At 72.2% G+C, this 25,445-nt stretch carries 18 protein-coding genes; 8 read left to right on the top strand and 10 right to left on the bottom strand.

Features of this window, described 5'->3' with window-relative positions; all coding sequences use genetic code 11:
- Both ACZ6R9_RS02035 and ACZ6R9_RS02030 read right to left on the bottom strand, forming a co-directional pair.
- The coding region (locus tag ACZ6R9_RS02035) for a trypsin-like peptidase domain-containing protein (RefSeq protein WP_465535877.1) at positions 1-2,772 on the bottom strand (2,772 nt) is incomplete at its 3' end.
- Complete coding sequence (locus ACZ6R9_RS02030) at positions 2,769-3,080, bottom strand: CU044_2847 family protein (protein WP_465535875.1); 312 nt, start codon at positions 3,078-3,080, stop codon at positions 2,769-2,771. The genes ACZ6R9_RS02030 and ACZ6R9_RS02035, both read right to left, overlap by 4 nt.
- A gap of 557 nt (positions 3,081-3,637) precedes the next feature.
- Between ACZ6R9_RS02030 and ACZ6R9_RS02025 the strand changes: the two genes are divergently transcribed.
- Positions 3,638-3,913, top strand: coding sequence for a hypothetical protein (locus ACZ6R9_RS02025; protein ID WP_380484212.1), 276 nt, complete (start codon positions 3,638-3,640; stop codon positions 3,911-3,913).
- Positions 3,913-4,308, top strand: coding sequence for a PIN domain-containing protein (locus ACZ6R9_RS02020; protein WP_465535873.1), 396 nt, complete (start codon positions 3,913-3,915; stop codon positions 4,306-4,308). The genes ACZ6R9_RS02025 and ACZ6R9_RS02020 overlap by 1 nt, the downstream gene beginning before the upstream one ends.
- Before the next feature lie 309 nt (positions 4,309-4,617).
- Here ACZ6R9_RS02020 and ACZ6R9_RS02015 read toward each other — a convergent pair whose 3' ends face one another.
- From ACZ6R9_RS02015 to ACZ6R9_RS01995, 5 genes are all read right to left on the bottom strand, one after another.
- Complete coding sequence (locus ACZ6R9_RS02015; RefSeq protein WP_465535871.1) at positions 4,618-7,521, bottom strand: AfsR/SARP family transcriptional regulator; 2,904 nt, start codon at positions 7,519-7,521, stop codon at positions 4,618-4,620.
- 327 nt (positions 7,522-7,848) lie between these two features.
- Positions 7,849-9,195 carry a lanthionine synthetase C family protein gene (locus ACZ6R9_RS02010; RefSeq protein ID WP_465535869.1) on the bottom strand — a complete coding sequence of 449 codons (1,347 nt, stop codon included), beginning with the start codon at positions 9,193-9,195 and terminating at the stop codon, positions 7,849-7,851.
- Between the two features lie 49 nt (positions 9,196-9,244).
- Positions 9,245-12,310 carry a lantibiotic dehydratase gene (locus ACZ6R9_RS02005; RefSeq protein ID WP_465536779.1) on the bottom strand — a complete coding sequence of 1,022 codons (3,066 nt, stop codon included), beginning with the start codon at positions 12,308-12,310 and terminating at the stop codon, positions 9,245-9,247.
- A gap of 204 nt (positions 12,311-12,514) precedes the next feature.
- Positions 12,515-12,667 (bottom strand): SCO0268 family class II lanthipeptide, encoded by a 153-nt coding sequence (lanA, locus tag ACZ6R9_RS02000; RefSeq protein WP_380484221.1) that lies wholly within the window; start codon positions 12,665-12,667, stop codon positions 12,515-12,517.
- A 427-nt stretch (positions 12,668-13,094) separates the two neighbouring features.
- Entirely contained in the window at positions 13,095-14,438 is a 1,344-nt protein-coding gene (locus ACZ6R9_RS01995; RefSeq protein ID WP_465535867.1) for a chloride channel protein, read from the bottom strand.
- 174 nt (positions 14,439-14,612) lie between these two features.
- On the opposite strand from ACZ6R9_RS01995, the gene ACZ6R9_RS01990 reads away from it, so the two are divergent.
- Positions 14,613-14,837: a hypothetical protein gene (locus ACZ6R9_RS01990; protein WP_380484225.1), complete on the top strand. Its 225-nt coding sequence runs from the start codon at positions 14,613-14,615 to the stop codon at positions 14,835-14,837.
- A 152-nt stretch (positions 14,838-14,989) separates the two neighbouring features.
- Positions 14,990-15,526, top strand: a complete 537-nt coding sequence (locus ACZ6R9_RS01985) for a methylated-DNA--[protein]-cysteine S-methyltransferase (RefSeq protein ID WP_465535864.1) — start codon at positions 14,990-14,992, stop codon at positions 15,524-15,526.
- A 15-nt stretch (positions 15,527-15,541) separates the two neighbouring features.
- Here ACZ6R9_RS01985 and ACZ6R9_RS01980 read toward each other — a convergent pair whose 3' ends face one another.
- Positions 15,542-16,615, bottom strand: coding sequence for an ATP-grasp domain-containing protein (locus ACZ6R9_RS01980; protein ID WP_465535862.1), 1,074 nt, complete (start codon positions 16,613-16,615; stop codon positions 15,542-15,544).
- A gap of 358 nt (positions 16,616-16,973) precedes the next feature.
- Here ACZ6R9_RS01980 and ACZ6R9_RS01975 point away from each other — a divergent pair, with 358 nt between their 5' ends.
- Both ACZ6R9_RS01975 and ACZ6R9_RS01970 read left to right on the top strand, forming a co-directional pair.
- Entirely contained in the window at positions 16,974-18,380 is a 1,407-nt protein-coding gene (locus ACZ6R9_RS01975) for a family 2B encapsulin nanocompartment shell protein (protein ID WP_465535860.1), read from the top strand.
- Between the two features lie 125 nt (positions 18,381-18,505).
- Positions 18,506-19,588: a family 2 encapsulin nanocompartment cargo protein polyprenyl transferase gene (locus tag ACZ6R9_RS01970; protein ID WP_465535858.1), complete on the top strand. Its 1,083-nt coding sequence runs from the start codon at positions 18,506-18,508 to the stop codon at positions 19,586-19,588.
- 184 nt (positions 19,589-19,772) lie between these two features.
- On the opposite strand, the gene ACZ6R9_RS01965 is transcribed toward ACZ6R9_RS01970, so the two are convergent.
- Positions 19,773-20,768, bottom strand: coding sequence for an NAD-dependent epimerase/dehydratase family protein (locus tag ACZ6R9_RS01965; protein WP_380484235.1), 996 nt, complete (start codon positions 20,766-20,768; stop codon positions 19,773-19,775).
- A gap of 163 nt (positions 20,769-20,931) precedes the next feature.
- On the opposite strand from ACZ6R9_RS01965, the gene ACZ6R9_RS01960 reads away from it, so the two are divergent.
- Entirely contained in the window at positions 20,932-22,227 is a 1,296-nt protein-coding gene (locus ACZ6R9_RS01960; protein ID WP_380484487.1) for a DUF1254 domain-containing protein, read from the top strand.
- Between the two features lie 28 nt (positions 22,228-22,255).
- Positions 22,256-23,587: a DUF1254 domain-containing protein gene (locus ACZ6R9_RS01955; protein WP_380484237.1), complete on the top strand. Its 1,332-nt coding sequence runs from the start codon at positions 22,256-22,258 to the stop codon at positions 23,585-23,587.
- A 203-nt stretch (positions 23,588-23,790) separates the two neighbouring features.
- Here the strand turns inward: ACZ6R9_RS01955 and ACZ6R9_RS01950 are convergent, their stop codons facing one another.
- Positions 23,791-25,401, bottom strand: coding sequence for a BACON domain-containing protein (locus ACZ6R9_RS01950; protein WP_465535856.1), 1,611 nt, complete (start codon positions 25,399-25,401; stop codon positions 23,791-23,793).
- Positions 25,402-25,445 lie beyond the last annotated feature (44 nt).

Raw genomic sequence — 25,445 nt, 5'->3', positions numbered from 1 at the left:
CATGAGCGTGCCGTCGGTGCTGGCGCTGGCAAGCATCTCGCGGTTCCCGACATGCACTGCACACAATGCGGTAACCCAGCCCGTATGGCCTTCCAATGTCAGATAGGAACGGCCTGTTGTCGGTTCCCAGATTCGTACTGCGCCGTCAGCACCGGCGCTGGCAAGCATCTCGCGGTTCCCGACATGCACTGCACACAATGCGGTAACCCAGCCCGTATGGCCTTCCAAAATTCGCAGTGCGTGCCCGGTGGCGGGATCCCACAGACGAAGTGTGCCCGCGCTTGTATCGCTATAAATGTAGGACTCAGAGTCGCCGCCGTCGGCAGTGGCGAGGAGACTGCGGCCCCCCGCCTGGATCGCGCAAAGCGCAACGACCGAGTCCGTGTGACCCTCTAGCGTGTGCTGGGGACGTCCTGTTGCGGGGTCCCATAGTCGTACGGTGCTGTCGGCGCTGGCGCTGGCAAGCATCTGGCGGTTCCCGACATGCACTGCACACAATGCCGTAACAGAGTCAGTGTGGCCTTCAAACACGGCGTTCTCGGGCGTTGGAGGCAGTGTGGACCATGCTGCTCGATATGGTGTGCGATAGTCTGCGGCTCGGTAAGATCCACCTAGCCTTTGCTGTGCTTCAGTCACGCTAAAGAGTGCTACACGCAGACTTGCCGTCGCGTTTAGCGCGCGTGGTGTGAGTCTCAGTAGCCGTGCTCGGGGCCGGGTATTGGCTGACGCATGGAGATCTGCTAGCGGAATTAGACGATGCAGGTCAGCATGAAGCAGGTAGCTGTCGTCACTCAGCAACTTATCCAGGCATCCCCCGCGGGCCGCGTGACCTGCCAATGACCGCAGTAGATAAGTCGGGCATTGGTTCCATCCGGTGGCTCGGCCCAGTGTCTGCAGTGCATCAAACAATGCACGCTCGTCGGTTATACGGGTGCGCTCGATTATTAGCGCTTCATTGAGTGCTTGGTGGAAGAGTCGATATGTATCGGTGCGTGCGTGGTCGCTGGTTTCAATAAGGAAATTTGCGGCCGGGCCGCGAGCAAAACTTCTTAGCTTTTGTTCGGGAATCTCGATACCGCTAATTGCGAAGATAGCAGTCTGCCACAGCGTGGACGAGAATCCCGGAGAATCGGCGTATGCAAGGGCAGTGAGAACGGCCTCTGCGGAAGCGCCGTCGATCGGTGGAAGGCGGCGAAGGTAATCGCGCAGGGTTGACTCAACGGTCGGGGTGAAGGAAACCTGCTCTGCAGTAATGGCTTCCCGGTCGTGCATCCCGTGGGTCCGTGCAACCAGGCCGGCGATCAGGAAATTACCATCTGCAATTTGGGCGATTCGGTTGGCGACTGGATGTGCAACTTGATCATCTGTGTAGGGGTTTCCTTGTCGCTCATCGCCAAAGAGCTGCAGTGTGGCCTGCGCATAAGCCGCGAGGTCGGCACGCTCGAAGTATTGAGGAGAGTCGAGATCCACGATGTAAGCGGCTGGCCCGAACGCTGCCACTAGTTCGCCGGCTTCATCGCGTCGGCGACTTCCTATGACTACTCGAACTCCGATGTCTGCGCAAGTCTCCGTCAATGGCTGAACGATTCGAGAAATGATGGTGCGTGCCTCTTCTGGGGTCGTAGCCTCATCGAGTGCGTCAATCACCACGTTGAATGTCCGGCCATTTTGCTTACTTAGTGCAGCGCGCAAATCCCCAGGAAGATCTTCTGGGCTTGAAGGAAGGGCCGCTGACGCGGCTCGTGCAATCTCAGTGGCTACTTCGAGAGCCGTTTTGCCCTTTGAGTGTACGGCGCATGCCACTGAGTCGATTGGGGCTCTGACGACAGCATCTTCAGGGGGAAGCGCCGCTGCGATACGCGCATCGGCGGTGGTCACAATTCGGCCGAGTACCGCAGACTTGCCTACACCGGGAGAGCCGGTGACTACCAGTGCACGGCGTTCTCCGTCCCGCGCAAACCAGTTCACAATTTCCGTAAGTGCTGCTGTGCGGCCGCGAAAACGAAACCCCCGCTCTGTGTCTATGCTCACGCCGCGGGCGCGCGGGCGCCAGTGTCGACCTGCTTCCGGGTCGCGTTCCAGCGTCCAGCCCCAAGAGGCCACTGCATCCTGGCCGGCATCCTCAACGCGCCATCGACTGGCAAGGGCTGACACCTTTTCGCTGTCGCCCAGGCAGCGGTCAATCCACGACAGCGAAAGCGCCGTTGCTGTATTGGTGGCGGGACTAGCCTTCCCGATCATTCCGACAATTGCCCCATATGAGGGGCACCACAGTCCGGCCCCGCTGTAGCCGGGCTCCACCGGAAAGCGAGATTCGGTGTCCAGGCGGAGTGCGCCGTAACCGAGTTCTTCGCCGACAGTGCCCAAGGAAGAGTTGCCTTCCCATGCCAACTGTTGGGGGAACCCGAATGACCACCAGCCGTGGCCGCGCAGGTCGCCTCGATCGGGACAGCGCAATTGGGCTACCAAGTCGTCAGGCACGGCCTGCTCAAGGTGGAGCATCGCGACATCGTCGTCCCTGGCCTGGGGAGGTACGACGACTTTAGTTACTCGGATCCGATCCTCGACCAGCTCCCAAGCATGCGGAAACGCTACCCAGAGCGTTCCCCCCTGCTCGAGAGTTCTGTCCACGACATGCTTGCACGTGAGGACACGGGTGGTGTCCACCACGAACCCGGACCCCTTGGGAGTTCGGTCGTCCGGACTGCTGTGAACTGCAGCAACCCACAATGACGAGTCAGGTGTCGGCCCACCCGGCTCAGCCAGCGTCATGAGGTTGCCGTAGCTCCGGGCGCCTCGTCACTTGAGCGCCAAGTGAGCGTAACTTCGAAGTTGGCTTCACTGGCTGCCTTGGCAACTAGCCAGTTTGCAGTCCCATTGACCTTGATGCCGAACTTAACCTCAACCTCGTCCGGCTTCATCTCAGTGACTTGGCCCAGGACGGCGCGTGCCGCATCCACCGCCGGTCTCACGGCCTCCCGGACTCGGCCAGCGATCTGGTCAGCACCCACCGGCTGGAAGTCGCCGGTCGACTCGATCTCGAACCGCACCACACTCGTGTCGTCCAGCTCGTACGACACCACCTGAGATGACAAGCTCGTATCCCCCTTCGGCTCGGGCTTAGCCTAGAGCGACCGATGCCCGCGCGTGTGTAGATCGGCGAAAGTCTGGGCCGCGATACGGGTCCCCCACGACCCACTCAACGTTGGGAAGCTTTGCTGCGCGCCTGCATGCCAACTCGCTCACCACGCGGCTGCTGATCATCCCGCGCCGGTCAGCTCGCTCGGGCGTCTTGACTGCGTGAGCGATGCGTGAGCGGATGGGGTGGCAGAAGCCGTCCGGAGCTGGATTATGAAACCCACCGCGTGGTGCTGACCTGCGGGTTCAGCGCCACACGGCATCAGGCGTCACGTACCGTCATGATCCGGGTTCGTCTTGTAAAGCGGGGGTCGTCGGTTCGAACCCGACAGGGGGCTCCCCGCGTCACCCCGGATGAGCTGCAGCTTTGGTCTTCTGGGGGCTTGATCACCGGCCTCGGACGACTCGTCCGGGGCCGTTTGCGTGAGCGGGGGGATGGCGCGCAGGGGGGTATCGCGTCGGCCTGCCCGCGTTCGGGGTGGTCGGTATGATGACTGGTATGGCAACGAAGAAGTACACGGTGACGCTGCCGGAGGAGCTGGCGGAGGAGATCCGCGCCGAGGTGGGGTCGGGCGGGTTCAGCCGGTACGTCGCGCAGGCCATAGAGCGTCAGCGCGAGCGAGACCACCTGCACGAGTTCGTCGGCTGGTGGGAGGGTGAGCACGGTGAGGTGACTGACGCGGAGCTGGCGCTCGCTGAGGCCGAAAGGCTCGCGCTGCAACGGCAGCACGCGGAGCGCAAGGCTCGTTCTGTGCCGCATCGCAAGGCGGGTTGATGTCCGAGCTCGTCTACCTGCTCGATAGTGAGGGCTTGTCTCAAGCCGTTCTCGGGCACCGCGCGATGGGTGCCCGGTTGAAGGATGCGGATCGCTCCGGCATCCGGGTCGTGACCACGTCGATGACGCTCATCGAGGCCTATCACGGGCGCGTCAAGAAGGCCGCCTGGACATGGACCCTCTCCAAGATCGCCATCGAGCCGGTGACCAGGGAGATCGCAGGGGAGGCGATCGAGCTGCTGGAGACCGCCGGTCTGCACGGGCACAAGTACGCCATCGACGCAGCTCTTGCCGCTGTGGCGCTGCGTCAGCGTGGCGATGTCACGATCTTCACATCCGACGAGGAGGACATGAGACTTCTCTGCGGAGATCGTGTCGTGGTCAGAGGGATCTGACGTCGGAGTGACCTGGATGCGGGCTGGGCGGGGGAGCGGCTGTCGGGCGGCTCTGTTGCGTGAGCGATGCGTGAGCGGACGGTGCGACAGCAAACCGGGGTGGGCTCGCCTGCCCAGGACTGCCGCACACGGGCGACCTGCGGGTTCACCACCACGTGGCAGCGAATGTCATGTGCCGTCAGAATTCGGGCGGTGCTTGTAAAGCGGGGGTCGTCGGTTCGAACCCGACAGGGGGCTCCAGGTACGGAGGTTGACGGAGGGCCGGTCGCCGGGAGGAATCCCGCGGCCGGCCCTTCGGGGTTGGTGGGGTCAGGCGCTTTCGGTGGCGGCGATCAGGGCGTGGATCTCGGCGATCTGTTTGACGTTGGCGTTGGCGAGGCTGGCCAGGGCGGTGTGCCAGGCGGCGACGGCTTCGCGGTGGCGGCCGAGATCGCGCAGGACGAGGCCGTGGATGTGTTCGGCGAGGCCGGTGCCGTAGCCCTCGGAGATGGAGGTGGTCCAGTCGAGGAGCTCGTGGCAGGCCGTCAGGGCTTCGGCGAGGCGGCCCTGTCGGCGGAGGGCGTCGATGCGGCCCTTCTGGGCTTCGAGGCGGAAGTCCCAGGGGGCGGTGCCGGGCGGGAAGGCGAGGGCGGCGTCGAAGTAGTGGATGGCCTCGTCGTGGGCATCGAGTCGGAGGTAGGCGTAGCCGATGTTGGCCAGGCCGGAGACTTCGGCCGCGGTCATGCCGACGCTGCGGCCGGCCTCGATGCTGCGGCGGTGGTAGGCGATGGCCAGGTGCGGGTCGGTGGCCTCGACCAGGTTGCCGAGGTTGCAGTAGACGGTGGCCGCGCCGGAGGCGTCGCCGTACTCCTCGGCGAGTCCGGCGACGTGTTCCAGGACGGCCCGGGCCTCTTCGGTGCGGCCCAGGGAGGAGAGCAGCGCGCCGCGGTTGGCGGCGGCGTTGCGTTCCCGGTGCCGGTCGCCGAGCTGCCGCCACAGCGTCTCGCTCTGCTCGATCAGGTCGAGCGCGGGCAGGTAGTGGCCGACGTCGAAGTGCGCGCCGGCCAGGTCGCCGAGTGCGTACGCTTCGGCGGGGGAGTCGCCCGCTTGCCTGGCCACCCGCAGGGCGGTGCGGTTGAGCTGGGCGAGTTCCGGGTGGCGGCCGCGGGTGCGGAGATAGGGGAAGAGCCCCCGCACCAGCGGGAGCAGGTGTCCGGCGGCCCACGCTTCGTCGGCCAGCCGGTCCACCAGGACCAGCAGGTTGCCGTACTCGGTGTCGCCGAAGGCCAGCGCGGCGTCCCGGTCGAGTTCCGCGCCGGGGGCGACGGCAGGCAGGTTTCGGTCCGGGTGCTTGGACGCGTCCAGGGCCAGCGTCACGGCGGACGCCGCGGCCAGGTACCAGTCGAGTGCGGCGCGGGTGAGCCGGATGCGCTGCTCGGGGTCGGCGGTGAGTTCGCGGGCGTAGTCGCGGACCAGGTCGTGCGGCACGTAGCGGTCGAGTCGCGGCTCGTCGAGCAGGGCGACCTCGGTGAGGCGGTCGAGGGCGGCGGCGGCCTGGGCGGGGGTGAGGCCGAGGACGCCGGCCAGCAGGGGGGCGGTGTATTCGGGCAGGTCGAGGGCGCCGACGGCGAGCAGGGCGTCGGCGGCGCGCCGGTCGGGCCGGCGGGTGGAGTCGCGCAGCGAGTCGTGGGTCAGGGCGAGCGACTGGCGGATGCTCAGGTCGTCGAGTTCGAGTTCGTCGAGGCGGTCCGTGCCTTCCTCCAGCCGGCCGACCAGGCCGCGGACCGGCAGGGTGCGGCGGGCGGCCAGCCGGGCGCCGACGATCCGCAGGGCGAGCGGGAGACGGCCGCACAGGTGGACCAGCCGGGCCAGGTCGGCCTGTTCGATGGCGACCACGGCGCGGTCGGCGGTGGCGCGGCCCGCGGTGCGTTCGACCAGGGCGATGCTCTCGCGTTCGGAGAGGGTGTCCAGGCGCAGGTGGAGGGCGCCGTCCAGGGCGAGCATCGGGGTGCGGCCGGTGATCAGTACGGCGCAGCCAGGCCCGGCCGGTAGCAGGGGCCGGACCTGGGTGAGGTCGGCGGCGTCGTCCAGCAGCAGCAGGGTGCGGGTGCCGGAGAGGGTGGTGCGCAGCAGCGCGGCGGCGGTGTCCGGGTCCTCGGGCAGCGCGGAGGATTCGATGCCGAGGCCGCGCAGCAGGGCGGTGAGCGCGGGCAGGGCGCCCAGTGGGGTCAGGCCGGGGGTGGCGCCGCGCAGGTTCAGGAACAGCTGCCCGTCCGGGAATTCCTCGCGCAGCGCGTTGGCGCAGGCCAGGGCGAGGGCGGACTTGCCGACGCCGGCCATGCCGCTCAGGACGGCCACGGCGGGCCGGCCGGTGCGGGTCAGCAGGGCGCTGCGCAGGGTGGCGAGCTGGTCCTCGCGGCCGAGGAAGTGCGCGGGCGGGGAGGGGAGTTGGGCCGGTCTCGGGCGGCTTCCGGAGGGCTCGGCGGCCGGGGCCTGCGGGTCGGCGAGGATGCGCCGGTGCACCTCCTGGACGGCGGGGCCGGGCTCGATGCCCAGTTCGTCGACCAGGGTGCGGCGCAGCCGCTGGTACACGGCGAGGGCCTGGGCGCGCCGTCCGGTCTGGTCGAGGGCCTGCATGAGCTGGCCGTGGAAGGCCTCGCGCAGCGGGAGTTCGCCGACCAGGCCGGTGAGTTCGGCGATCAGGCCGTGCGGGCGGCCCTGGCGCAGTTCGGCGTCGAAGCGCCACTCCAGGGCCTGCAGTCGCTTCTCGCGCCACTGTTCGAGTTGGGCGGCGTGGTCGGCGGCCGGTTCCGGGACGTCGGCGAGCGGTTCGCCGCGCCACAGGTCCAGGGCGGCGGCGGTTTCGGCCAGGACTTGCGGGAGGTCCCCGGCCTGGTGGGCGGTGTGGGCCCGGTGTACCGCCCGTTCGAAGCGGAGGGTGTCCAGTTCGTCCTCGGCGACGTCCAGCCGGTAGCCGCCGGGGACGGCCCGCAGGCGTTGTCCGGGTTCGTCGCCGAGTGCGCGGCGCAGCCGGGCGACCAGGTTGCGGAGCGAGGCTTCGGCGGTGGCGGGGGCGTGGGCGCCCCACAGGGTGTCGATCAGGCGATCGAGCGAGACCGGCCGGTTGGCGTGCAGCAGCAGGACGGCGAGCAGGGCGCGGGCCTTGGGGCCGCGGACCGGGCAGTCCTGCCCGCCGTCCTGCGCCAGCAGACTGCCGAGCAATCCGAACCGCACCCGTGTGCTCCCCGTGCCGCGTGCAGGTCCCGCCGGCTGCCCACCGGTGCACGTGAGGGAGATGTTAGCTGCCGGTTATCGGCCCACCGCAGGCTGTTCTCATCGGAACGCGACCGGGACGAGGTACTCGGACCGACGACCGAGTCGTGGACCGTCCACCCGCCGGCGGCCGGCCCACGGGCCCGCCGTTCTCCTGGCTGTACCGAGCTGCTCCGGTACGGCACGGGGGTTGACGGAAGGGGGTGGCACGGCGGCAGGGGGGCCGTCGTGCTTGGGGGGCTTCGAAGCGGTACCCGCGGGGGGGGCGGGTACCGCTCCGACGCGCGTTCAGGACAGGAGCAGCGGCATGTCCCAGTCGTGCGGGGTGCCGCCGGAGGCGTAGGAGTCCAGGGCGAGTGCGACGCCGGCGGCGCCGTCCAGGTAGCCGGAGACGTCGGAGGCGAACGGCTTGGCGGTCATGCTGAAGCGCAGGCCGAACGGGGCGTCCGGGTCGAAGGCGTCGATCAGTCGGGCGGCGATCAGGTCGCGCCGCTGTTCGATCTGCGGATCCGCGAAGTGCTCGTTCAGACGGCCCAGTTGGTGCAGGGTGCCGGCCCAGCCGTGGCACAGGGCGTGGTCGGTGATGCCCCAGTCGTCGAGCGGGAGGGTGAGCAGTCGTTCCACCGAGTCGCGGGCGGTCGCCGTCCAGTCGGGGCGGTCGAGGACGGCCCCGGCGACCTGCAGGGCGCGGGAGACGCCGGGCGCCCCGTAGCACCAGGACGGCCAGCTGGCGGGCTTCCGGTAGGCGTCGGGGCCGGCCAGGTACTCGGTGAGGTTCAGGAAGCCCGGCCAGTACGGGCCGTGTTCGTCCCGCACCGCCCAGCGGACCAGCAGGTCGGCGGCGCTCTCCAGTGCCTCCTGGTGGCCGGGCAGCCGGATGCCGTCCCGCCAGGCCAGTGCGAGCAGCATCAGCGGGCCCGGGACGCCGTGCGACAGGCCCAGGTTGAGGTGGCCGTCGGGCAGTAGGTGTTCGGAGCCGATCCGCGGCGAGTCCAGCGCCCACCAGCGCGGGACGCGTACTCCGCGGTGCTCGGTCTCGCCGCGGGCCAGCTCGATCAGGTAGCCGAGGACGGTCTCCAGTTCCTCGCCGCAGGTCTCGGCGCGGGCCAGCAGGTACCGGCCGACGCCGGTCATCCCGCGCACCACCTCGTAGTGGCCGATGGTGGTCAGCGGCCCGTCCGGCACGGCGGGCATCGCGGTGTGCACCAACTGTCGCTGGTAGGCGTCCAGTCGGTGCAGGGCGGTGGTGTAGCCTCCGGTGGCCCGGTTGGCGATCAGCACGGCGAAGGCCAGTGCCCCGGGGCCCTTGAAGATTCCGCTGGGTGTGGTGCTGCCGTCGGCGGCGGCCCGGGTGGCGACGGCGAGCCAGCCGTGTGCCCGCGCCGTCCGGTCGGTGCCGGGCCGGGCGCCGCCGCTGAACGCCAGCGACAGGCCCGGGCTGCCGCTGCCGAGCGTCAGTTCCGCCCACACGCCCTCCGCCACCCCGTCGTCGGCGGCCTCGGCGGGGATTCGGGTGGCGGCGATGGTGGCGGCCGGGTCGGCGAGTCTGTCGAGGATCCGGTCGGACATCACCCCGGCCGCCTCGCGCAGCTCGGCCCGGTGCGTCGACGGTGCGGTGGGTTCGGTGACGGTCAACGGGGGCTCCGGGTGGTGGGGACGGTGACGGGACGGCGGTGGCGGGGCGTCACGAGGTGCCGCCCGCGTGGGCCCGGCGGCCCAGCAGGGCGCGGGCCGCGCCGCGCAGGACGGCGTAGCCGCGGGCCTCGGCGGCCGGGTCGGTGCCGAACAGGCGGTTGTGGCGCATGTGCAGCAGCGACATCAGTGCCTCGTCGCGGTCGGCCTCGGGCGCGGCCAGCAGCAGCCGGCCGAAGGCGCGCGGCGCGGGGGAGTCCGTCCAGAGTGTGCCCAGGGCGGGGACGCCGAGCAGTTCGGCGGCGTGCCGGGCGGCGTCGCCGGGGCGGATCAGCCGGTCGGTCAGGGCGCGGTGGCGCTGGTAGACCTGGTGGTCGGGGCCCTTGGTGAACAGGTGGTCGGCCCAGCCGCACCAGTCCCAGTCGCCGAGCGAGTCCAGCAGCACGGCGTGGCCGACGGCGGCCAGCACCTCGTCCGGCACGGCGGCCGCCCCGGCGCGGCGGGCCTGCAACTGGAGGACGGCGGACTGGCTGTCGGTCAGGAACAGCTCCTCGGCGGCCTGCTGGGCGTCCGGCCCGAGGTAGCGGTCGGTCTCCGGCCGGTACACGTCCAGCGCCATGGTGCGCAGCGCGCCGGTGCCGATCAGCTGCCGGACGCGGCGGCCGAGCGCGGGCAGCACCCGGCCGTTCAGGACGGTGGGGTCGCCGTGCAGGCGCAGCCGCAGGTGCGGTTCGGGGTCGCGGTAGCGCAGGAAGAACCAGCGGTCGATGTCCTCGCCGAAGTCGGCGAGCAGCGCGGGCAGATGGTCGGCGAGCAGCGTCTCGTGCGCCGACGGGTCGGCGTACAGCTTGACGAACAGCCAGTCCTCGCCGGGCAGATGGACGGCGGTCGGGGTGAGGCGCAGCGCCGACCTGGCGAGCGGCGGGCGCTCGTCGGCGGCGGGCTCCGGCGCGGGGGCGCGGAACAGCGGGACGACGATCTCGGTGCTGTGGCCGTGGTTCCAGCCGAGGCCGGCGCCGTCCGCGGTGAGGTCCTGGTAGAGCTGGAACCGCGGTTCGGGGGCGGTGAGTTCGGCGCGCAGCAGCTCGGCGTCCCAGGTCTCGCGCAGGTCGATCGGGAACATCCGGTCGTTGCTGGCGATCTGCAGCCGGTCGGGCACCCGGAAGCGTTCGCGCCACTCGCGCAGGCCCTGTGCCCAGGCGGCCGGCCCGGCGGTGCGGGCGGCGTCGCGCAGGCGGCGGCCGGGCAGCCAGCGGCGCGGGGTGGTGAGGACGCGGCCGTAACGGACGGCGGGCAGGTAGGGCAGGGTGTCCAGGCCCGCCCAGTCCCAGCCGGACCACACCCGGGGGCGGGCGGCGGCCAGGTCGGACAGGAAGCGGGCGACCGGCGGGGCCTGCCCGTCCAGGGCGAGCATGTGCGGGAAGACCGGGACGACCTGGCGGCCGGTCTCCGGGTGCAGCAGGCGCAGCCCGTCCTCGCCGGCGGCGACCAGCAGGGTGCGCCAGTCCAGGCAGTGCGGGTCGCCGCGGTCGGCGGGTACCCCGATCGGCAGGCGGTGCGGCAGCAGCTGCGGCACCTGGACGATGTTCAGCGAGCGCGGGTCGCGCGGGGCCAGTTCGACCTGGACGGGCAGCACTGCGTTCTCGGGGGACCCGGCGGACTCGTCGGGCCCGGCGGCGAGCGCGGCGAGGCCGTCCGTCAGCCCGGCCAGGTCGGCGAACCGGCCGGCGGTGGCGCCGGCCGTCCAGGAGCCGATGTGCGGGCTGCCGAGCAGCAGGAACTCGCCGCGGTCGAGGGCGTCGGTGGAGTCGGCGAGCAGCTGGAAGCAGAGTTCCAGGGTGCGCGGCGGGCGGCTGCTGCCCGGGGTGTGGCCGGCGGCGTCGGCGAGCCGGGCGATGTCGGCGTCGTCCAGCACCAGGTCCCGGCCGGACATGACGGCCTGCTGGACGAGCTCGGCGACGGCGTTGCGGCGCGAGCGGTCGGCGTCGTCGCCGGGCCCGGACCGCGAGTGCGTGGGCAGCGCGCCGCCGTACTCGGACGGCAGGCCGAGGCCGCGGTGCGGGTCGGCGAGGTCGCCGAGCGGGACGGCGCTCGCGGTGCCGTAGCGCTCCACGAACCGCTCCCGGTAGTCGCGCAGGTGCTCCAGCGAGGTCCACTCGGGCGTGATCGCCCAGATCGCGGCGGCGTACCGGCGCACCTCCTCGCCGATCGCCTCGGGCAGCACCAGATCGGTGGGCATCCGCAGATCCACCTGGACGGGCGGCCGCTCCCCGGCCCGGTCCTGCGGGTCGAGCGCCCGGACCTCGCGCAGCAGCGCCCGCCAGGACTCCAGCCCCTCGCCGGGCCGGTCGCGCTCATGGACGGCCGCAGCGGCGCGGACGGCGCGCAGCCCCTCGGCGGCGCCGGGCACCGCCCCTTCGACGGCGGACTCGATCCGGGTCAGCAGGGCGTCGTCGATCCGGTGCGGGGTCAGCGAGGTCAGCAGGAAACCGTGCTGGACGAGTCCGGCCAGCAGCGCGTCGATCCGTTCGGTGGGCAGCTGCGGGAAGCGCCCGGTCAGGTCGTCCAGCAGCGCGGCGTACCCGACCGGCCGGGCCGCCAGTTCGCGCACCCGGGCCACCAGCGCGTTGTCCCGCACCGAGAGCTCGCGTTCGCCGGTGTGCCGCAGCAGGCGGCCGTCACGCAGCACGGACAGGTCGTCCAGCACCACCTCGACCCGGCGGCGCACCTCCGGCACGGCCAGCCAGGCCAGCACCCGGCGGTGCAGCCAGCCGCCGTCCAGCCGCACCCGGACCTGGCCGGCCCCGGCGGGCGAGGACTTCGCGGCGGCCCCGAAGCTCGCCCGGCCGACGCCCGCGAACAGGCCGAACGGGGTGGGCCGGCCGCCCGAGCGGCGGGCGTAGCGGGTCAGGGTGCGGGCGGCGCTGACGGTCCGCTTGCGGCCGAGCGCGGCCGCGCCGTCGGGCTCGCCGAGGCGCTGCAGGCTGAGCGCGAGGCTGCCGCTGGCGACCTCGACGGCCTGCCGCAGCAGCGGGTTCGCGGCCAGTCGGCGCACCCCTGGGACAGGGTCGTCCGGGTCGATCCGGGCCTCGGCGCCGGTCCGGGGCGTGCTGGCCATCCGCACCAGCACCGGCTCGCGGATCTCGAACAGGTCCTGCTCAGGTCGCACGTTCGTGGTGTCCCTCACGGTCGGAAACGGCGGGCGTCCGCAGGCATCGGCGGGCACCGACGGGCACCGGCGGGAATCTGCGGGAATCTGCGGAAACGAAGAACGCGGGGCGGGCCGCAGCCCGCCCCGCGCAAGTGGTCTACCGACGTGACGTCAGCAGCAGGTGGGGCAGCGGGTGCCGATGGCGTAGCTGCTCGGGGAGGTGTAGGTGCCCTGGCCGAACGCCTGGGTCTCCTCCGAGACCTCCGCGATGCGAAGGTCGAGGTCGAGGTCGCTGTCCTGCTGCACGAGGATCTCGTTACGCATGTTCCCCTCCAGAGGGCTCGTCGGTTCGGCCGGAACGGTGTCCCGGCCGGAGCGCCGGCTGCGAACGGGGGTTCGCTTTCGGCGCCGAGGTCAACTTTTCCCGGCTTCCCACCATGTGGTGAGTGCTCTCCTGGCCAACCTGTCGGCGCCTGCCCGCCGGGCGGCCGCCGGCCGCCCTCACGGCCCGTGCCACCTGCGGTTCCTCGGCGATCGGCCGGTCGGCCGGGCCCGACCGGGCGGGTACGCACCTTGTCCATTTCCGACTTGTTCGCGAGCGGTCAGGTTTCAGTAGTGAAAACGATGAACACTCCTGCTCCCGGGTGGTGGGAGGGAGAGCGGTGTGGCCGGTGCGACAGGAGTCCATGACCGGTTCGACGAAGGTTCATCGTTTTGACTCAAACTTCGCCGCCCGGCGGCCGGCAACCGATCAGTCGGTCGCCCCGCCGGCCGCCCGCGACGAGTCCGACCGCCCCTGTGAAGCGTCCGCCGTCACCCGGTGCACGAACGACGCGGTGAGGAAGGACACCACCACGCAGACGATCACCAACGGCAGCGAATTCGCCGCCTGATCACCCAGCAGCGCCGCCGCCAGCACCGTGCTCGTCACCGGCAACCGGGTCACCGCCGCAGTGCTCGCCGCCAACCCCGCCGCCAGGCCCGCCGCCACCCCCAGCCCCGGCAACCCGCCCACCGCCACCCCGAGCGCCGCGCCCAGCAGCACCGCCGGAAAGATCGGCCCACCCCGCAGCGACCCCAGCGCCACCCCCCAGCCCAACCCCTTGAACACCACCAGCGCCAGCAACGCCCCCACCGACCACGCCTGCGGATCCGCCGCCAACTGCCCCAGCGTCGCCTGCCCCGACAACGCCGCCTCCTCCGGCGACCGGCCCGTCGTCACCGCGTACCCCGTCACACACAGACCCACCAGCACCGCACAGATCACCGTCCGCACCGCCGTGCGCTGCGCCGTGAACGCCGCGAACCGCTGGCCCAGCGTCTGCCCCGCGACCATCAGCACCGCGACCACCATCGCCAGCGGCACCCCCCACAGGAAATCCGCCGCATCCGGCAGCGACGCCTTCGGCACCTCCGGCAGCCGCAGCGCCCCGATCGTCAGCCCCGTCCAGTGCCCGAATCCGGTGAACACCAGCGCGCCCACCCCCGACGACAGCAGACACGGCAACAGCAGCAGCGTCAGCTGCGGCCCGCCCAGACCCGCCGCCTCGATCATCAGCACCGCCGCCACCAGCGGACTCCCGAAGATCGTCGAGATCGCCGCGGTCGAGCCGGCCGCACCCAGCATCGGCACCAGCAACGGACTCGCCTCCGGCCGCGCCCGGCCCACCGCCAGCAGCGCCAGGCCACTGCCCAGCGCCATCAGCGGCGCCTCCGGACCGAGCACCGCACCCAGCGGCAGCGCCGCCAGCGCCGCCAGCACCACCGAGGGCACCTCCACCGGCAGCGTCGGCGGCCCGCCCAGCCCGTGCACCGGCACGTGCCCGCCCCGCCCCGGCATCCGGGTCACGATCGGCGCCAGCAACAGACCCGCCAACGCCAAGGCCGGCAACGGCCACCACCACGGCGCCCGCCCGTACCCCAACGCCACCGGCGCCGACTCCCACACCCAGTGCTGCAACTCGTGCTCCAGGCTCACGAACCCGAACGCCGCCAGCGAGACCGGCACACCCACCAGCGCGGACACCAGCAGCAACCGCAGGTAACCGGGACTGCGGAGCAACTCACGGATCCCGGGCGTCGCCTGCTCTGCCATCTGCGCTCCCCTGCCTCACCCGCACACACCTCCTCCGACCGTCCTGCCGCCCGCCACCCCCGGCCATCCGGGCGCGCCGAACGGGCGAGCGGCGCTCGCGCGGGCCCACCGCACCGGTCGTACCGTGGACAAAAGGGGGCAGCCACCCGGGGGGACCGACCCGAGGAGAACCCGATGCCCGGCTCCATGACCATCGGCCACACCGACGCACTCGTGATGCTCAGCCACACCGACGCCGAACGGCTCGCCGGTGTCCTCTCCGGCCTTTCCCGCCTCGCCGCGACCGGCCAACTCCCCGCCCCCGCGACCGCCGCCCTCTCCGGCGGCGACCCCCCGGACCGCGCCGAACTCGCCACCTGGTGCCACAACCTGGCGGACTACCTCCGCGACCACCTCTGACCCGACGCCCACGGTGCGACAGCAGGTGGGCACGAACCCGGGGGCGCCGGGGGTGCTCCCGGGCGAAGCCGAAGGGGGTGGAACTCCCGCGCCCTGGTTTCGCACCCGCCGTTTCCTGAAGCCGGTAGGTTGGCGGCATGGAGCTGTCGTGGGTGACCGTTGCCACGCCCTTGCCGAGTGGGGCGATGAAGTTCGGGGTGACGGCGGACGGTGTGGCGGCGGTGACGTACGCGGGGGAGGTGTTCGCGGGGCGGCCGGTGGGGGTGCCGGAGTGCGGGGATCCGCGCAAGCGGGCGCTGGTGGAGGCCCGGGTGGGGGAGTACTTCGCGGGGCGGCGGCGGGAGTTGGAGCTGCCGATCGACTGGCGGTTCGCCAGCGGGCCCCAACTGACGGTGCTCCGTTGCCTGTTGACCGAGGTTGCCTACGGCCGCACCATCACGTACGGCGAACTCGCCACCCGTAGCGGGGTGTTCGAAGAACTGTCCGAGCCGGGGATCCCGGCCCGGACGGTCGGGCAGATGATGGGGGCCAACCCGCTGCCGCTGCTGGTGCCGTGCCATCGGGTGGTGGCGGCCGACGGGCTGGGCGGTTTCGGTGGGGCGTGGCACGGGGTGGAGGTGAAGCGGTGGCTGCTCACCCTGGAGGGCGTGCTGCCCCCGACCCTGGACTGGTCGGGGCCGGCGGACTGATCCGTGCGGCGCGGGCTATCGCAGCAGCGCCCCGTCGATCCGCTCCAGCGCGGGAGCCGCGGCCTGGCGCGGCAGGACCGCCTGAATGCCCGACACCAAGGTGTAGTCCCCGAGCGCGAGTTCGTCCACCGCAGGAAGCAACGGCCGTGAACCCAGCGCGAGTTCAAGGGCGGCCGAAGGCAAGTTGAGCCCGCAGAGCCGGAGTTGGTGCAGCCCGCCGGACGGCCGGGTGTTGATGTCGAGGATCACCGGCCGACCGCCCGCCTCGTGCCGGAACTGGACGTTGGACAGGTGCCCGACGCCGAACTGCTCGACCAGCCGGCGGGCCGGCTCCAGGTAGCGGGGCTCGGCGGTGAAGCTGCGCCGGCGGCCCTGCTTGGTGCGGCCGACGGCGGCCAGCAGCTGCCCGTCCTGGTCGGCGAGGCAGTCCACCGACACCTCGGGGCCGTTCAGGTAGGGCATCACCAGCAGGTCGGCGGGCGCGGTGGAGGACCTCAACGCGGCGAGTACCTGGTCGAGTTGGACCCGGGCATCGACGTACCCGGCGAGCCGGTGGAGGCCGAAGGGTTCGCGGGTGAGGATCCTGAAGCCCTCGCCGCCGGCACCGCTCGCGGGCTTCAGGCAGGCAGGGGCGCCGGTGGCCTCGATCTCCTCGACGGCGAGCAGCAGTTGGGCCGCGGTGTCGGCGTGCCGCCACAGCGGGGTGGGCAGTCCGGCGGCGTCGAGGGCGCGATAGCCCTCCGCCTTGCTGGCGAACAGGGCGATGGCGGGCGCGGGCGGGCAGATCAGCGCGGTGCCGAGCGCCTCGAATTCGCGGCGGCGCAGCGATATCGCCAACTGGTGCAGCCGGGGCAGGAATACGTCCACCTGGTGACGTGCGCAGAATTCCAGCGCGAATTCCACATAACTCTCGGCGGAGAGCCGGTCCGGTTCCAGCAGCCCGAGGTCGGCGGCGGCGAGCACCGGCGAGTCGGGGTCGACGTGGGTGGCCAGGACGTGCACCGGGCGCGGCGCGGACCGCAGCAGCTCGATGAAGAAGACGTTCTCGGCGTAGGTGCGGTTCAGCCAGACGCGGGCGGGCGCGGTCACGGAAGGTCTCCCCGGAGGAGGGCGTGCCAATGGGAGGTCACCGACCGGTCCGCCTGCGCTGTGGCGGCGGTCACCATGCGGTGTGGGGCCACCTTAGCGCTGTTCCGGAGCGACTCGAACAACGGGGCGGTGAGCTGTGCGGACGTCTCGAAATCCGCTGTCCCGAGGGGTAGTTCGGGGCGCGCGGAAGGGCGCCGGGAGGCTCGCGCGGATCGAACGATGATCGACCCAGTGCGCTGGTCGCACCATTCGGCTCGCACACCTGATTCACTCGCACGAGTGATTGCCGCGCGACCTGACCGACCGTCAGCATGGTTGCCGCAAACCGCCGTCGATGCGATCACGAGGCCCCTCGGACATGACGACCGAAACCACCGCCGAAATCACCCAGTCGAGGCCGCAGAGCAGCCTCTCGGTGGCGGCCGCGAAGAACCTCGCGTCGACCACCAAGTCGGCCCCGCAGATGCAGGAGATCAGCAACCGCTGGCTGCTGCGCGCCCTGCCCTGGGTGGAGGTCTCCGGCGGCACCTACCGGGTGAACCGGCGGCTGTCGTACGCGGTGGGCCGGGGCCGGGTGAGCTTCGTGCAGACCGGCCGGCAGGTGTCCGTCGTCCCGCCCACGCTCCGCGAGGTGCCGGTGCTGCGCGGCTTCGAGGATGACGGGCTGCTCACCGAGCTGGCCGGCCGGTTCGTTCAACGGGACTTCGCGGCAGGGGAGTTGCTGATCGAGCAGGGCCGCGAGATCGACGAGGTGTACCTGGTCGCGCACGGCAAGGTCGACAAGATCGGCACCGGCCGGTACGGCGACGCCACCGTGCTCGGCACCTTCGCCGACGGCGACCACATCGGCGACGAGGCGCTCACCGTCGCCGACCGCCGCTGGCCCTACAGCGTCAAGGCGGCCACCGCCGGAACGGTCATGGTGCTGTCCTGGCCGGCCTTCCAGGAACTCGCGGACCGTTCCCAGGCGCTGCGCGACCACATCCTCGCCCACGTCGCGGACTCCCGGCTCCCGCAGAACCGCAAGGGCGAGGCGGAGATCGGCATGTCGGCCGGCCACGAGGGCGAGTACGACCTGCCCACCGCCTTCGTGGACTACGAACTCGCGCCCCGCGAGTACGAGTTGAGCGTCGCCCAGACGGTGCTGCGGGTGCACAGCCGGGTCGCCGACCTCTACAACAAGCCGATGGACCAGACCGAGCACCAGCTGCGGCTGACCATCGAGGCGCTGCGCGAACGCCAGGAGCACGAGCTGGTCAACAACCCGGAGTTCGGCCTGCTGACCAACGCCGAGTACAGCCAGCGGATCCAGACCCACTCCGGCCCGCCCACCCCCGACGACATGGACGAGCTGCTCTGCCGCCGCCGCAGCACCAAGTTCTACCTCGCCCACCCGAAGGCGATCGCCGCCTTCGGCCGCGAGTGCAACCGCCGCGGCCTGTACCCGGAGACGGTGCAGGTGGACGGCAGGACGGTGCCCACCTGGCGCGGCGTCCCGATCTTCACCTGCAACAAGATCCCGGTGGTGAACGGCTCCACCTCGATCCTGGCGATGCGCGTCGGGGACGACAACCAAGGCGTGGTCGGCCTCCGCCCCAGCAAGCTGCCCGACGAGGTCGAGCCCGGGCTGAACGTCCGCTTCATGGGGATCGACGAGAAGGCGGTCATCTCCTACCTGGTCAGCGCCTACTACTCGGCCGCGATCCTCGTGCCGGACGCCATCGGCGTGCTGGAGAACGTGGACGTCGCCAACTGGCACGACTGACCGACCCGACCGACCGCGCGGCGGGCCCGCCGTTCCGGGCCGGCCCGCCGACCGCGCCGGCACTCGGCCGCCGCGGAGATCCGCCGCGCCCCGCACCCGGGGCGGGCCCAGGGGGAGGACTCACCATGGCCATCACCGTGTCCGAACGCGGACAGCACAGCGAGGACACCCTGCTCGTCGCGGACGCCTCGGCCACCGCCGAGGCGCTCGCCCTGCTCGGCCGGGCCCGCACCGCGGTGGACCCGGCCCTGCGCGACGCCGTGGACACCCTCCCGGACTCGATGCGGCAGATCGCCGGCTACCACTTCGGCTGGCTGGAGTCCGACGGCACCCCGAGCGCGGCCGGCGCCGGCAAGGCGATCCGTCCCGCCCTGGTGCTCGCCGCGACCCAGGCCGTCGGCGGCCGCCCGCAGGATGCCGTCCGGGCCGCCGCCGCCGTCGAACTCGTGCACAACTTCACCCTGCTGCACGACGACGTCCTCGACCGCGACCACACCCGCCGCCACCGCCCCACCGCCTGGCGGGTGTTCGGCACCACCGGCGCGATCCTGGCCGGCGACGCCATGCACTCGCTCGCCCTGCGGGTCCTTGCCGAGGACTCCCACCCCGCCGCCGCGGCCGCCGTCCGGCGCCTCGCCGACTGCGTGGTCGAACTCTGCGCCGGACAGCAGGCCGACTGCTCCTTCGAACAGCGCTCCGACGTCACCCTCGCCGAATGCCTCGCCATGGCCGAGAGCAAGACCGGCGCCCTGCTCGGCTGCGCGTGCGCACTCGGCGCCCTGTACGCGGGCGCGGACGCCGCCACCGCCGACGCGATGGACGCCTTCGGCCGCGAGATCGGCCTCGCCTTCCAGCTGATCGACGACCTGATCGGCATCTGGGGCGACCCCGCGGTCACCGGCAAGCCCGTCGGCGCGGACCTCGCCGCCCGCAAGAAGTCCCTGCCGGTCGTCCACGCGCTCTCCTCCGGCACCACGGCCGGCGCCGAACTCGCCGCGCTCTACGCCTCCGGCCGCCCCCTCAGCCCCACCGAACTCGAGGCCGCCGCCACCGCCGTCGACCACGCGGGCGGCCGCGCCTGGGCCCAGGGCGAGAGCTGCGAACGGATGGCCACCGCCATCAGCCACCTCGCCGCGGCCATCCCGGACCCGACCGCCACCGACGAACTCCTCGTCCTGGCAGAACTGGTGACCCGCCGCAGCTACTAGCAGGCGGGTGCGAAGACAGGGGCGCGTGGGGGTACCTCCCGGCCCGCCAGGGCTGGGGGGAGAACTGCGCGAAGCGGTAGGCACTCAACCGCGAGATCGCGACGCAGGACAATGACTTGCACGTGATCGCGACCCAGCCGGCGTGCACTCCTTGCCGCCCGCAAGTCCCCGCGCCCCCGGATGTTCATCCTCCCAACAGCGCCTCTTCCTTCGCCGGGTCGATCCCCAACGGCGTGTCCAGCTGCCGGTAGGCCACCTCCGCGCGCCCGCCGCCCTCCAGCCAGGCCCACGTGTCGCGAACCGTCTCCGCGAGCGGCCGGATCCGCAGCCCCGCCGCCATCGCCGTCGCCGGGTCCGCCTGCCAGGTGCCGTGCCAGCCGTCGGTCACGGGGGCCCAGAGCGGGAGCTCCACCCAGGGCGCGACCTCCGCGGCGAGCAGGGTGTCGTCGGCCGTCCAGACGAACTCCGCGTCCGATCCGGTCGCGGCGCGGCACGCCTCCAGGAACTCCCCCGTCGTCGCCGACCCGATCGGCGAGGTGGTCACGTACCGCCCCGTCGCCCCCGTCTCGGCGAGGTCGAGGCCGAACGCGGCGAAGTCCCGGGCGTCGATCAGGCTGAGCGGGTTCTCGGGGGCGCCGGGGGCGAGCACGCGGCCGCCGCGGGCGATCCGGTCGAGCCACCAGGGCAGGCGGCCGATCGGCTCGTGGGGGCCGATCAGCAGGCCGCAGTTGAGAATCGTCGCGGGGCCGAAGTTGTCGAGCAGGGCGCGTTCGCAGCCGGCCTTGAGGGCGTTGGCGAACGGCTGGTCCGGTCCGACGTCACCGGCGCATTCGAGGGTGGGGGAGCCGGCGTCCACCGGGAGGGCGGGCCAGTCGGCGAAGGCGTGGATGGAGGAGACGAAGCCGTAGTGGCCGGCCCGGTCGCGGAGCAGCCGGGCGGTGGTGGCGACGTCGTGCGGCTGCTGGCCGGAGGTGTCGATCACCGCGTCCCACTGTCGGCCGTCCACCAGCCGGTGCAGGTCGTCGAGCGAGGTGCGGTCGCCGTGGACGGCCTCGACGCCGGGCAGGTCGGTGCGGCTGACACCGCGGTTGAAGGTGGTGACGCGGTGGCCGCGGGCGAGTGCCTCGGCGGCGTAGGCGCGGCCGAGGAACTTGGAACCGCCGAGCAGAAGGATGTCCATGGGAAGAGCGTGTCCGCTCCGGCGGCCGGTCATCCGCACTCTTAGCTGCAGGCAGAGGAGAAAGCGTCGGAGGGTCGGGGCGCAGGTCGGGCGGCGGCCGCATAGCATCCCCGGTGTACCGGTATGTCTGAATGATCCCTTTTGCGGAAGATGGGTGGACGGCATGGGCGGCCCGGCCAGGCTGGATCCGGCGGCGGTCCGGCGGACGGCGGCGCAGGCGTGGATCCGGGGCTACCCGATGCTGGCGAACTACGCGACGCTGCACCCGCAGGCGATCGACGAGGCGGACCCCCGGTACATCGGGGGTTTCGGAGTGTTCCGGCACCACTCGCGTCCGTTCACCCCCGCCGACACGGACGTGGTGACGCCGAACAACGACACGCCGTACTCCTGGGCGTGGCTCGACCTGCGGGCCGAGCCGTGGGTACTGGAGGTGCCCGCCACCGACCGGTACCACGTGCTGCCGGTGCACGACCTGGACACCGTGTACGCGGGCTTCATCGGCACCCGGACCACCGGCAACGGCGGCGGCCGCCACCTGATCTCCGGCCCCGGCCACCGGGCCGATCCGCCGGCCGGCTTCGACGGGGTGGTGCGGACGGACACCAACCTGGTGGGCATCGTCGCCCGGACGTACCTGGCCGGGCCCGCCGACGTGCCGGCGCTGCAACGGGTGCAGGCCGGATACCGGCTGATGCCGCTCAGCGAGCACCTGGGCACCCCGCGGCCGGTGGCGGCCGAGCCGGTGTGGCCGGTGTGGCGCGGCGAGGAGGTGCTCGGAACGCTGGAGTTCTTCACCGTCCTGGACTTCCTGCTGGGCTTCGTCCCGGTCCTGCCCGCCGAAGCCGAACTGCGCGAGCAGCTGGCCGAACTCGGCGTGGGCTCCGGCGACTTCGAGCCCGCCGCGCTGTCCGCCGAGGTCCGGTCGGCGATGCTGGCGGGCGTGGCGGACGGCCGCGGGCAACTGGCCGCGGCGGCCCGGGGCGCGGCCGACGGCAGCTCTTTGTTCGGCACCCGGGAGCAGCTCGGCACCCGGTACCTGGACCGCGCGTGCGGCGCGCTCACCGGCCTGTACGGACTGCCCACCGAGGAGGCCTGGTACGGCGGTTGGGAGTCCGAGGCGGGCGGCCGGCTGCCGACCGTGCTGCGCTTCGGGCCCGGGCAGCTCCCGCCGGCCAAGTACTTCTGGTCGGCGACCATGTACCGCTTCCCGGAACGGCAGTTGGCGCCCAACGAGATCGACCGGTACTCGATCGGCGACCGCACCCCCGGCCTGGTGTACGGCCCCGACGGCTCGCTGACGCTGTACCTCCAGCACGAACGCCCCACGGACCCGGCCGAGTTGGCGAACTGGCTGCCCGCCCCGGCCGGCCCGTACCAGGTCGTGGTGCGCGCGTACGGGCCCGAGCCCGCGTTGCTGAACGGCAGTTGGCAGCTGCCGACCCCCACTCCCCGCTGAACCCGCCGAGCAGAAAAGGACGTTCGCCATGGTTGACGCCACGCCCGAGATGCTGGCCGCCGAGGCCTTCGTGTACGGCTACCCGCTGGTCGCCGACCTGACCATGGTGGACACCATCCACCGGCGGGGCATGGGCCCGGTCCCCCCGACCGCCTGGAACACCTTCGGGCACGGCACCGAACTGGCCACTCCCGACTCGCACTTCGTGTCGATCAACAACGACACGGTGTACTCGGTGGCCCTGCTCGACCTGTCCGGCGGCCCGCTGTTGCTGCACGTCCCGGACTCCGCCGGGGCCTACTACGTGCTGCAGTTCATCGACGCCTGGACCAACAACTTCGCCTACCTGGGCCGCCGTTCGTCCGGCACTGCCGAGCAGACCTGGCTGATCACCCCGCCGCACTGGCGGGGCACCCCGCCCGAGGGCGTGCCGGTGATCACCGCGCCGACCACCGTGGCGGCGATCGCGGCCCGCCACGCCTGCGCCGGCCCGGAGGACCTGCCCCGAGTGCGGGCGCTGCAAAGGGAGTTGACGCTCACCCCGGTCGAAACGGGACGGGAACTCGCCGGACTGCCCGAGCCGGCCACCGGCGTACCCGAGGAACTGGGCTTCCTGGAACGGCTGCGGGTGTGGACGGCGGCGTTCCCGCCCGCCCCCGCCGACGTCGAGTTCCAGCACCGCTTCGCCCCGATCGGCCTGCTCGACCGGGGCCGCTCCCCGTACCTGGACGGCCCCGCCGAGTGGACGCAGTCGCTCGCCAAGGGCCTGGCCGCGGGCCGCGAACGAGTCGAGGCCGCGAGCATCGGCACCGTCGAGCCCACCGGCGAATGGACCGTCAACCTGCACCTGTTCGACTACAACCTCGACCACCTCGGCCCCGGCACCCGCGACGAACCGCAGTGGAAGGTCGCCGACCGCCGGGCCACCTACCTCACCCGCGCCGTCGCCGCCCGCACCGCGCTGTGGGGCAACCACGCCTACGAGGCCGCCTACGCCACCACCTACCACGACGCCGACGGCCACCCGCTGGACGGCGCCCGCTCGTACACGCTGCGCTTCGAACAGCCGCCGCCGGTGAGCGCGTTCTGGTCGGTGACGATGTACGACACCCCCGAGTACCTGCTGGTCCCCAACGACATCGACCGGTACTCGATCGGCGACCGCACCCCCGGCCTGGTGTACGCCCCCGACGGCTCGCTGACCCTCTACCTCCAGCACCGACAGCCCACCGACGCCGCCGAGTTCGCCAACTGGCTGCCCACCCCGTCCTCCGGCTTCCGCCCGATGGTGCGGATGTACCAGCCGCAGGATGCGGTCCTCGACGGCAGCTACCGCCTCCCGGCGATCCGTCCGCGCTGACGCACGTCTTTTGGGGCCGGGAGACGGCAGCGGATGCGAACCGGGGGGCGCGGGGAACTGCGCGAAGCGGAAGGCACCCCCCAGCCAGATCGCGACGCAGGACAATGACCTGCACGTGATCGCGACCTTGCGGACGGGCCTTGCGCTTGTCGCGCAGTTCTCCCCCAGCCCCGCCGGGCCGGGAGGTACCCCCGCGCGCCCCGTCAGGACGGCGAAGCGGTGGGCGTGGCCGACGGACTCGGGCTCCCCGTGGAGGACGGCGTGGCGTCGGGCGTCGGTGTCGGCGTGGGTGTCGGCGTGGGTGTGGGTGTCGGCGTCGGCGTCCCGGGTGTGGGCATCCCACGAGTCTCGGTGCCGCCGCCTTCGAGGGTGACCACGGCGGTGGACGGCGGCAGTGCCAGGTGCGCCGTCCACTGGGACTGCGGGGCGCGGGCCCCGTCCACCGTCACGGTGACGGTGATCCGCTGGCCCGGTGCGAGGATGCCGTCGTCCCGGCTGAGCCGCAGCCAGTCCACGTCCAGCACGGCATGCCAGGCCAGCGCGGTGTCGCCGGAGTTGGTCAGGGTGAGCACCGTGCGGCTGCCGTACTCGCGGGCCTCGACGGTCAACTGCTCCCGGGCGGCGGACGGCGCGGCCGGGTCGGCGGTCGGTGCCGGGCCGGACAACCGGGACCCGCCGTGCCCGGGCGCCGCCAACGCCGGACCTTGAACCGGCGGCAGGGACGTTTCTGCGGCCACCGCGCCCGCCAGTTGCAGGGAGCTCACCGCCGGCGGCAGCGCCACGGCCGGCTGTGCCTCCTGGCGGTCCGCAGGCGCGTCCACCCGCACCGAGGACACGGCCGTTGCCCGGTCGTCCGGGCCGCCGCCCTGGTGCGCGCTCCACAGCGCCACCACCGGCGCGGCCAGCACCGCCGCCAGCACGCCCGTGGTCACCACCCGCTGGCGCACCGCCGAGCTGCGCTGCGGTACCACCACCCGGTGCCGGGGGAAGCCACGCCGGTCGAACTGCGGCTCGCCGCCGGCCAGGCCCTGCGCGGCCCGCCGACCGGCCGCCGCGCCGGACAGGAACGCGGTGCCGCCGGTCGGCGGGGCAGGGCGCAGCCGGGCCGGCGCCGTCAGCAGCGGCAGGCCCGGCAGCCCGGCCAGGCCATGCCCGAGTTGGCCCGCCACCCGCTCGGCGGTGCCCCGGCAGGTCGGGCAGTCCACCAGGTGCAGCACCAGCTCCCGGCGCAGCGCCGCGCCGAGCACCCAGCCCCGCCAGGACTCCGCGCCGACCCCGCCGAGTTGCGCCAGCTGCGGGCAGCAGCCCACGCCGAGCACCAGCAGCGCCGTCCTGGTCCGGCCGACCTCGGCGCCCGCGGCGTCCAGCAACGCGGTGGCGGCCTCGGGGGTGATGCCGAGCACCGCCGCGACCTCCCCGGTCTCCAGCCGGTGCCGGACCGCCAGTTCCAGTGCCTCGCGCTGCTCCGGGTCGGTGCCGGCCGCCTCCGGCCAGGCCAGCGAGGCGAGTTCGCGGCGCCGCTCGCGGAGCACGCCCGGTTCGGACGGCGTCTCCGCCGCGGGGGTGCCGGTGCCGTTCAGCCGGATCAGGCAGCGGTGCCGGGCCAGCGCGTACAGCCAGGCGCGCAGCAGCGCCGGTTCGGTGAGCCGCTCGCCGTGGCGACGGGCCAGGTCACGGACCTCCCGCACGGCCGCGGTGGCGGCGTCGTGGTCGCAGAGCACGGACAGGCAGTAGGTGAACAGCCCGTCGACGCAGGCGCCGTACGCCCGCAGGGCCGGGGACGGATCGACGGGGTGGAACTGGCCGGTGGTCACGTCATCGACCGTAGGCAGCCCAAACCCTCCGCCCGGTGGGTTTG

This window comes from Kitasatospora sp. NPDC048662, assembly GCF_055587065.1.
The sequence above is the reverse complement of the archived record's forward strand: the minus strand, read 5'-3'. Positions and strand labels throughout refer to the sequence as shown.

What these genes read in the sequence shown, in the direction of transcription:
- ACZ6R9_RS01990 (WP_380484225.1), top strand. Translation starts at nt 14,613, where the DNA reads ATGCCCGGCTCCATGACCATCGGCCACACCGACGCACTCGTGATGCTC.
- ACZ6R9_RS01955 (WP_380484237.1), top strand. Translation starts at nt 22,256, where the DNA reads ATGGTTGACGCCACGCCCGAGATGCTGGCCGCCGAGGCCTTCGTGTAC.
- ACZ6R9_RS02020 (WP_465535873.1), top strand. Translation starts at nt 3,913, where the DNA reads ATGTCCGAGCTCGTCTACCTGCTCGATAGTGAGGGCTTGTCTCAAGCC.
- ACZ6R9_RS01960 (WP_380484487.1), top strand. Translation starts at nt 20,932, where the DNA reads ATGGGCGGCCCGGCCAGGCTGGATCCGGCGGCGGTCCGGCGGACGGCG.
- lanA (WP_380484221.1), bottom strand. Translation starts at nt 12,667, where the DNA reads ATGCGTAACGAGATCCTCGTGCAGCAGGACAGCGACCTCGACCTCGAC.
- ACZ6R9_RS01970 (WP_465535858.1), top strand. Translation starts at nt 18,506, where the DNA reads ATGGCCATCACCGTGTCCGAACGCGGACAGCACAGCGAGGACACCCTG.
- ACZ6R9_RS02025 (WP_380484212.1), top strand. Translation starts at nt 3,638, where the DNA reads ATGGCAACGAAGAAGTACACGGTGACGCTGCCGGAGGAGCTGGCGGAG.
- ACZ6R9_RS01965 (WP_380484235.1), bottom strand. Translation starts at nt 20,768, where the DNA reads ATGGACATCCTTCTGCTCGGCGGTTCCAAGTTCCTCGGCCGCGCCTAC.
- ACZ6R9_RS01995 (WP_465535867.1), bottom strand. Translation starts at nt 14,438, where the DNA reads ATGGCAGAGCAGGCGACGCCCGGGATCCGTGAGTTGCTCCGCAGTCCC.
- ACZ6R9_RS01975 (WP_465535860.1), top strand. Translation starts at nt 16,974, where the DNA reads ATGACGACCGAAACCACCGCCGAAATCACCCAGTCGAGGCCGCAGAGC.
- ACZ6R9_RS02005 (WP_465536779.1), bottom strand. Translation starts at nt 12,310, where the DNA reads ATGGCCAGCACGCCCCGGACCGGCGCCGAGGCCCGGATCGACCCGGAC.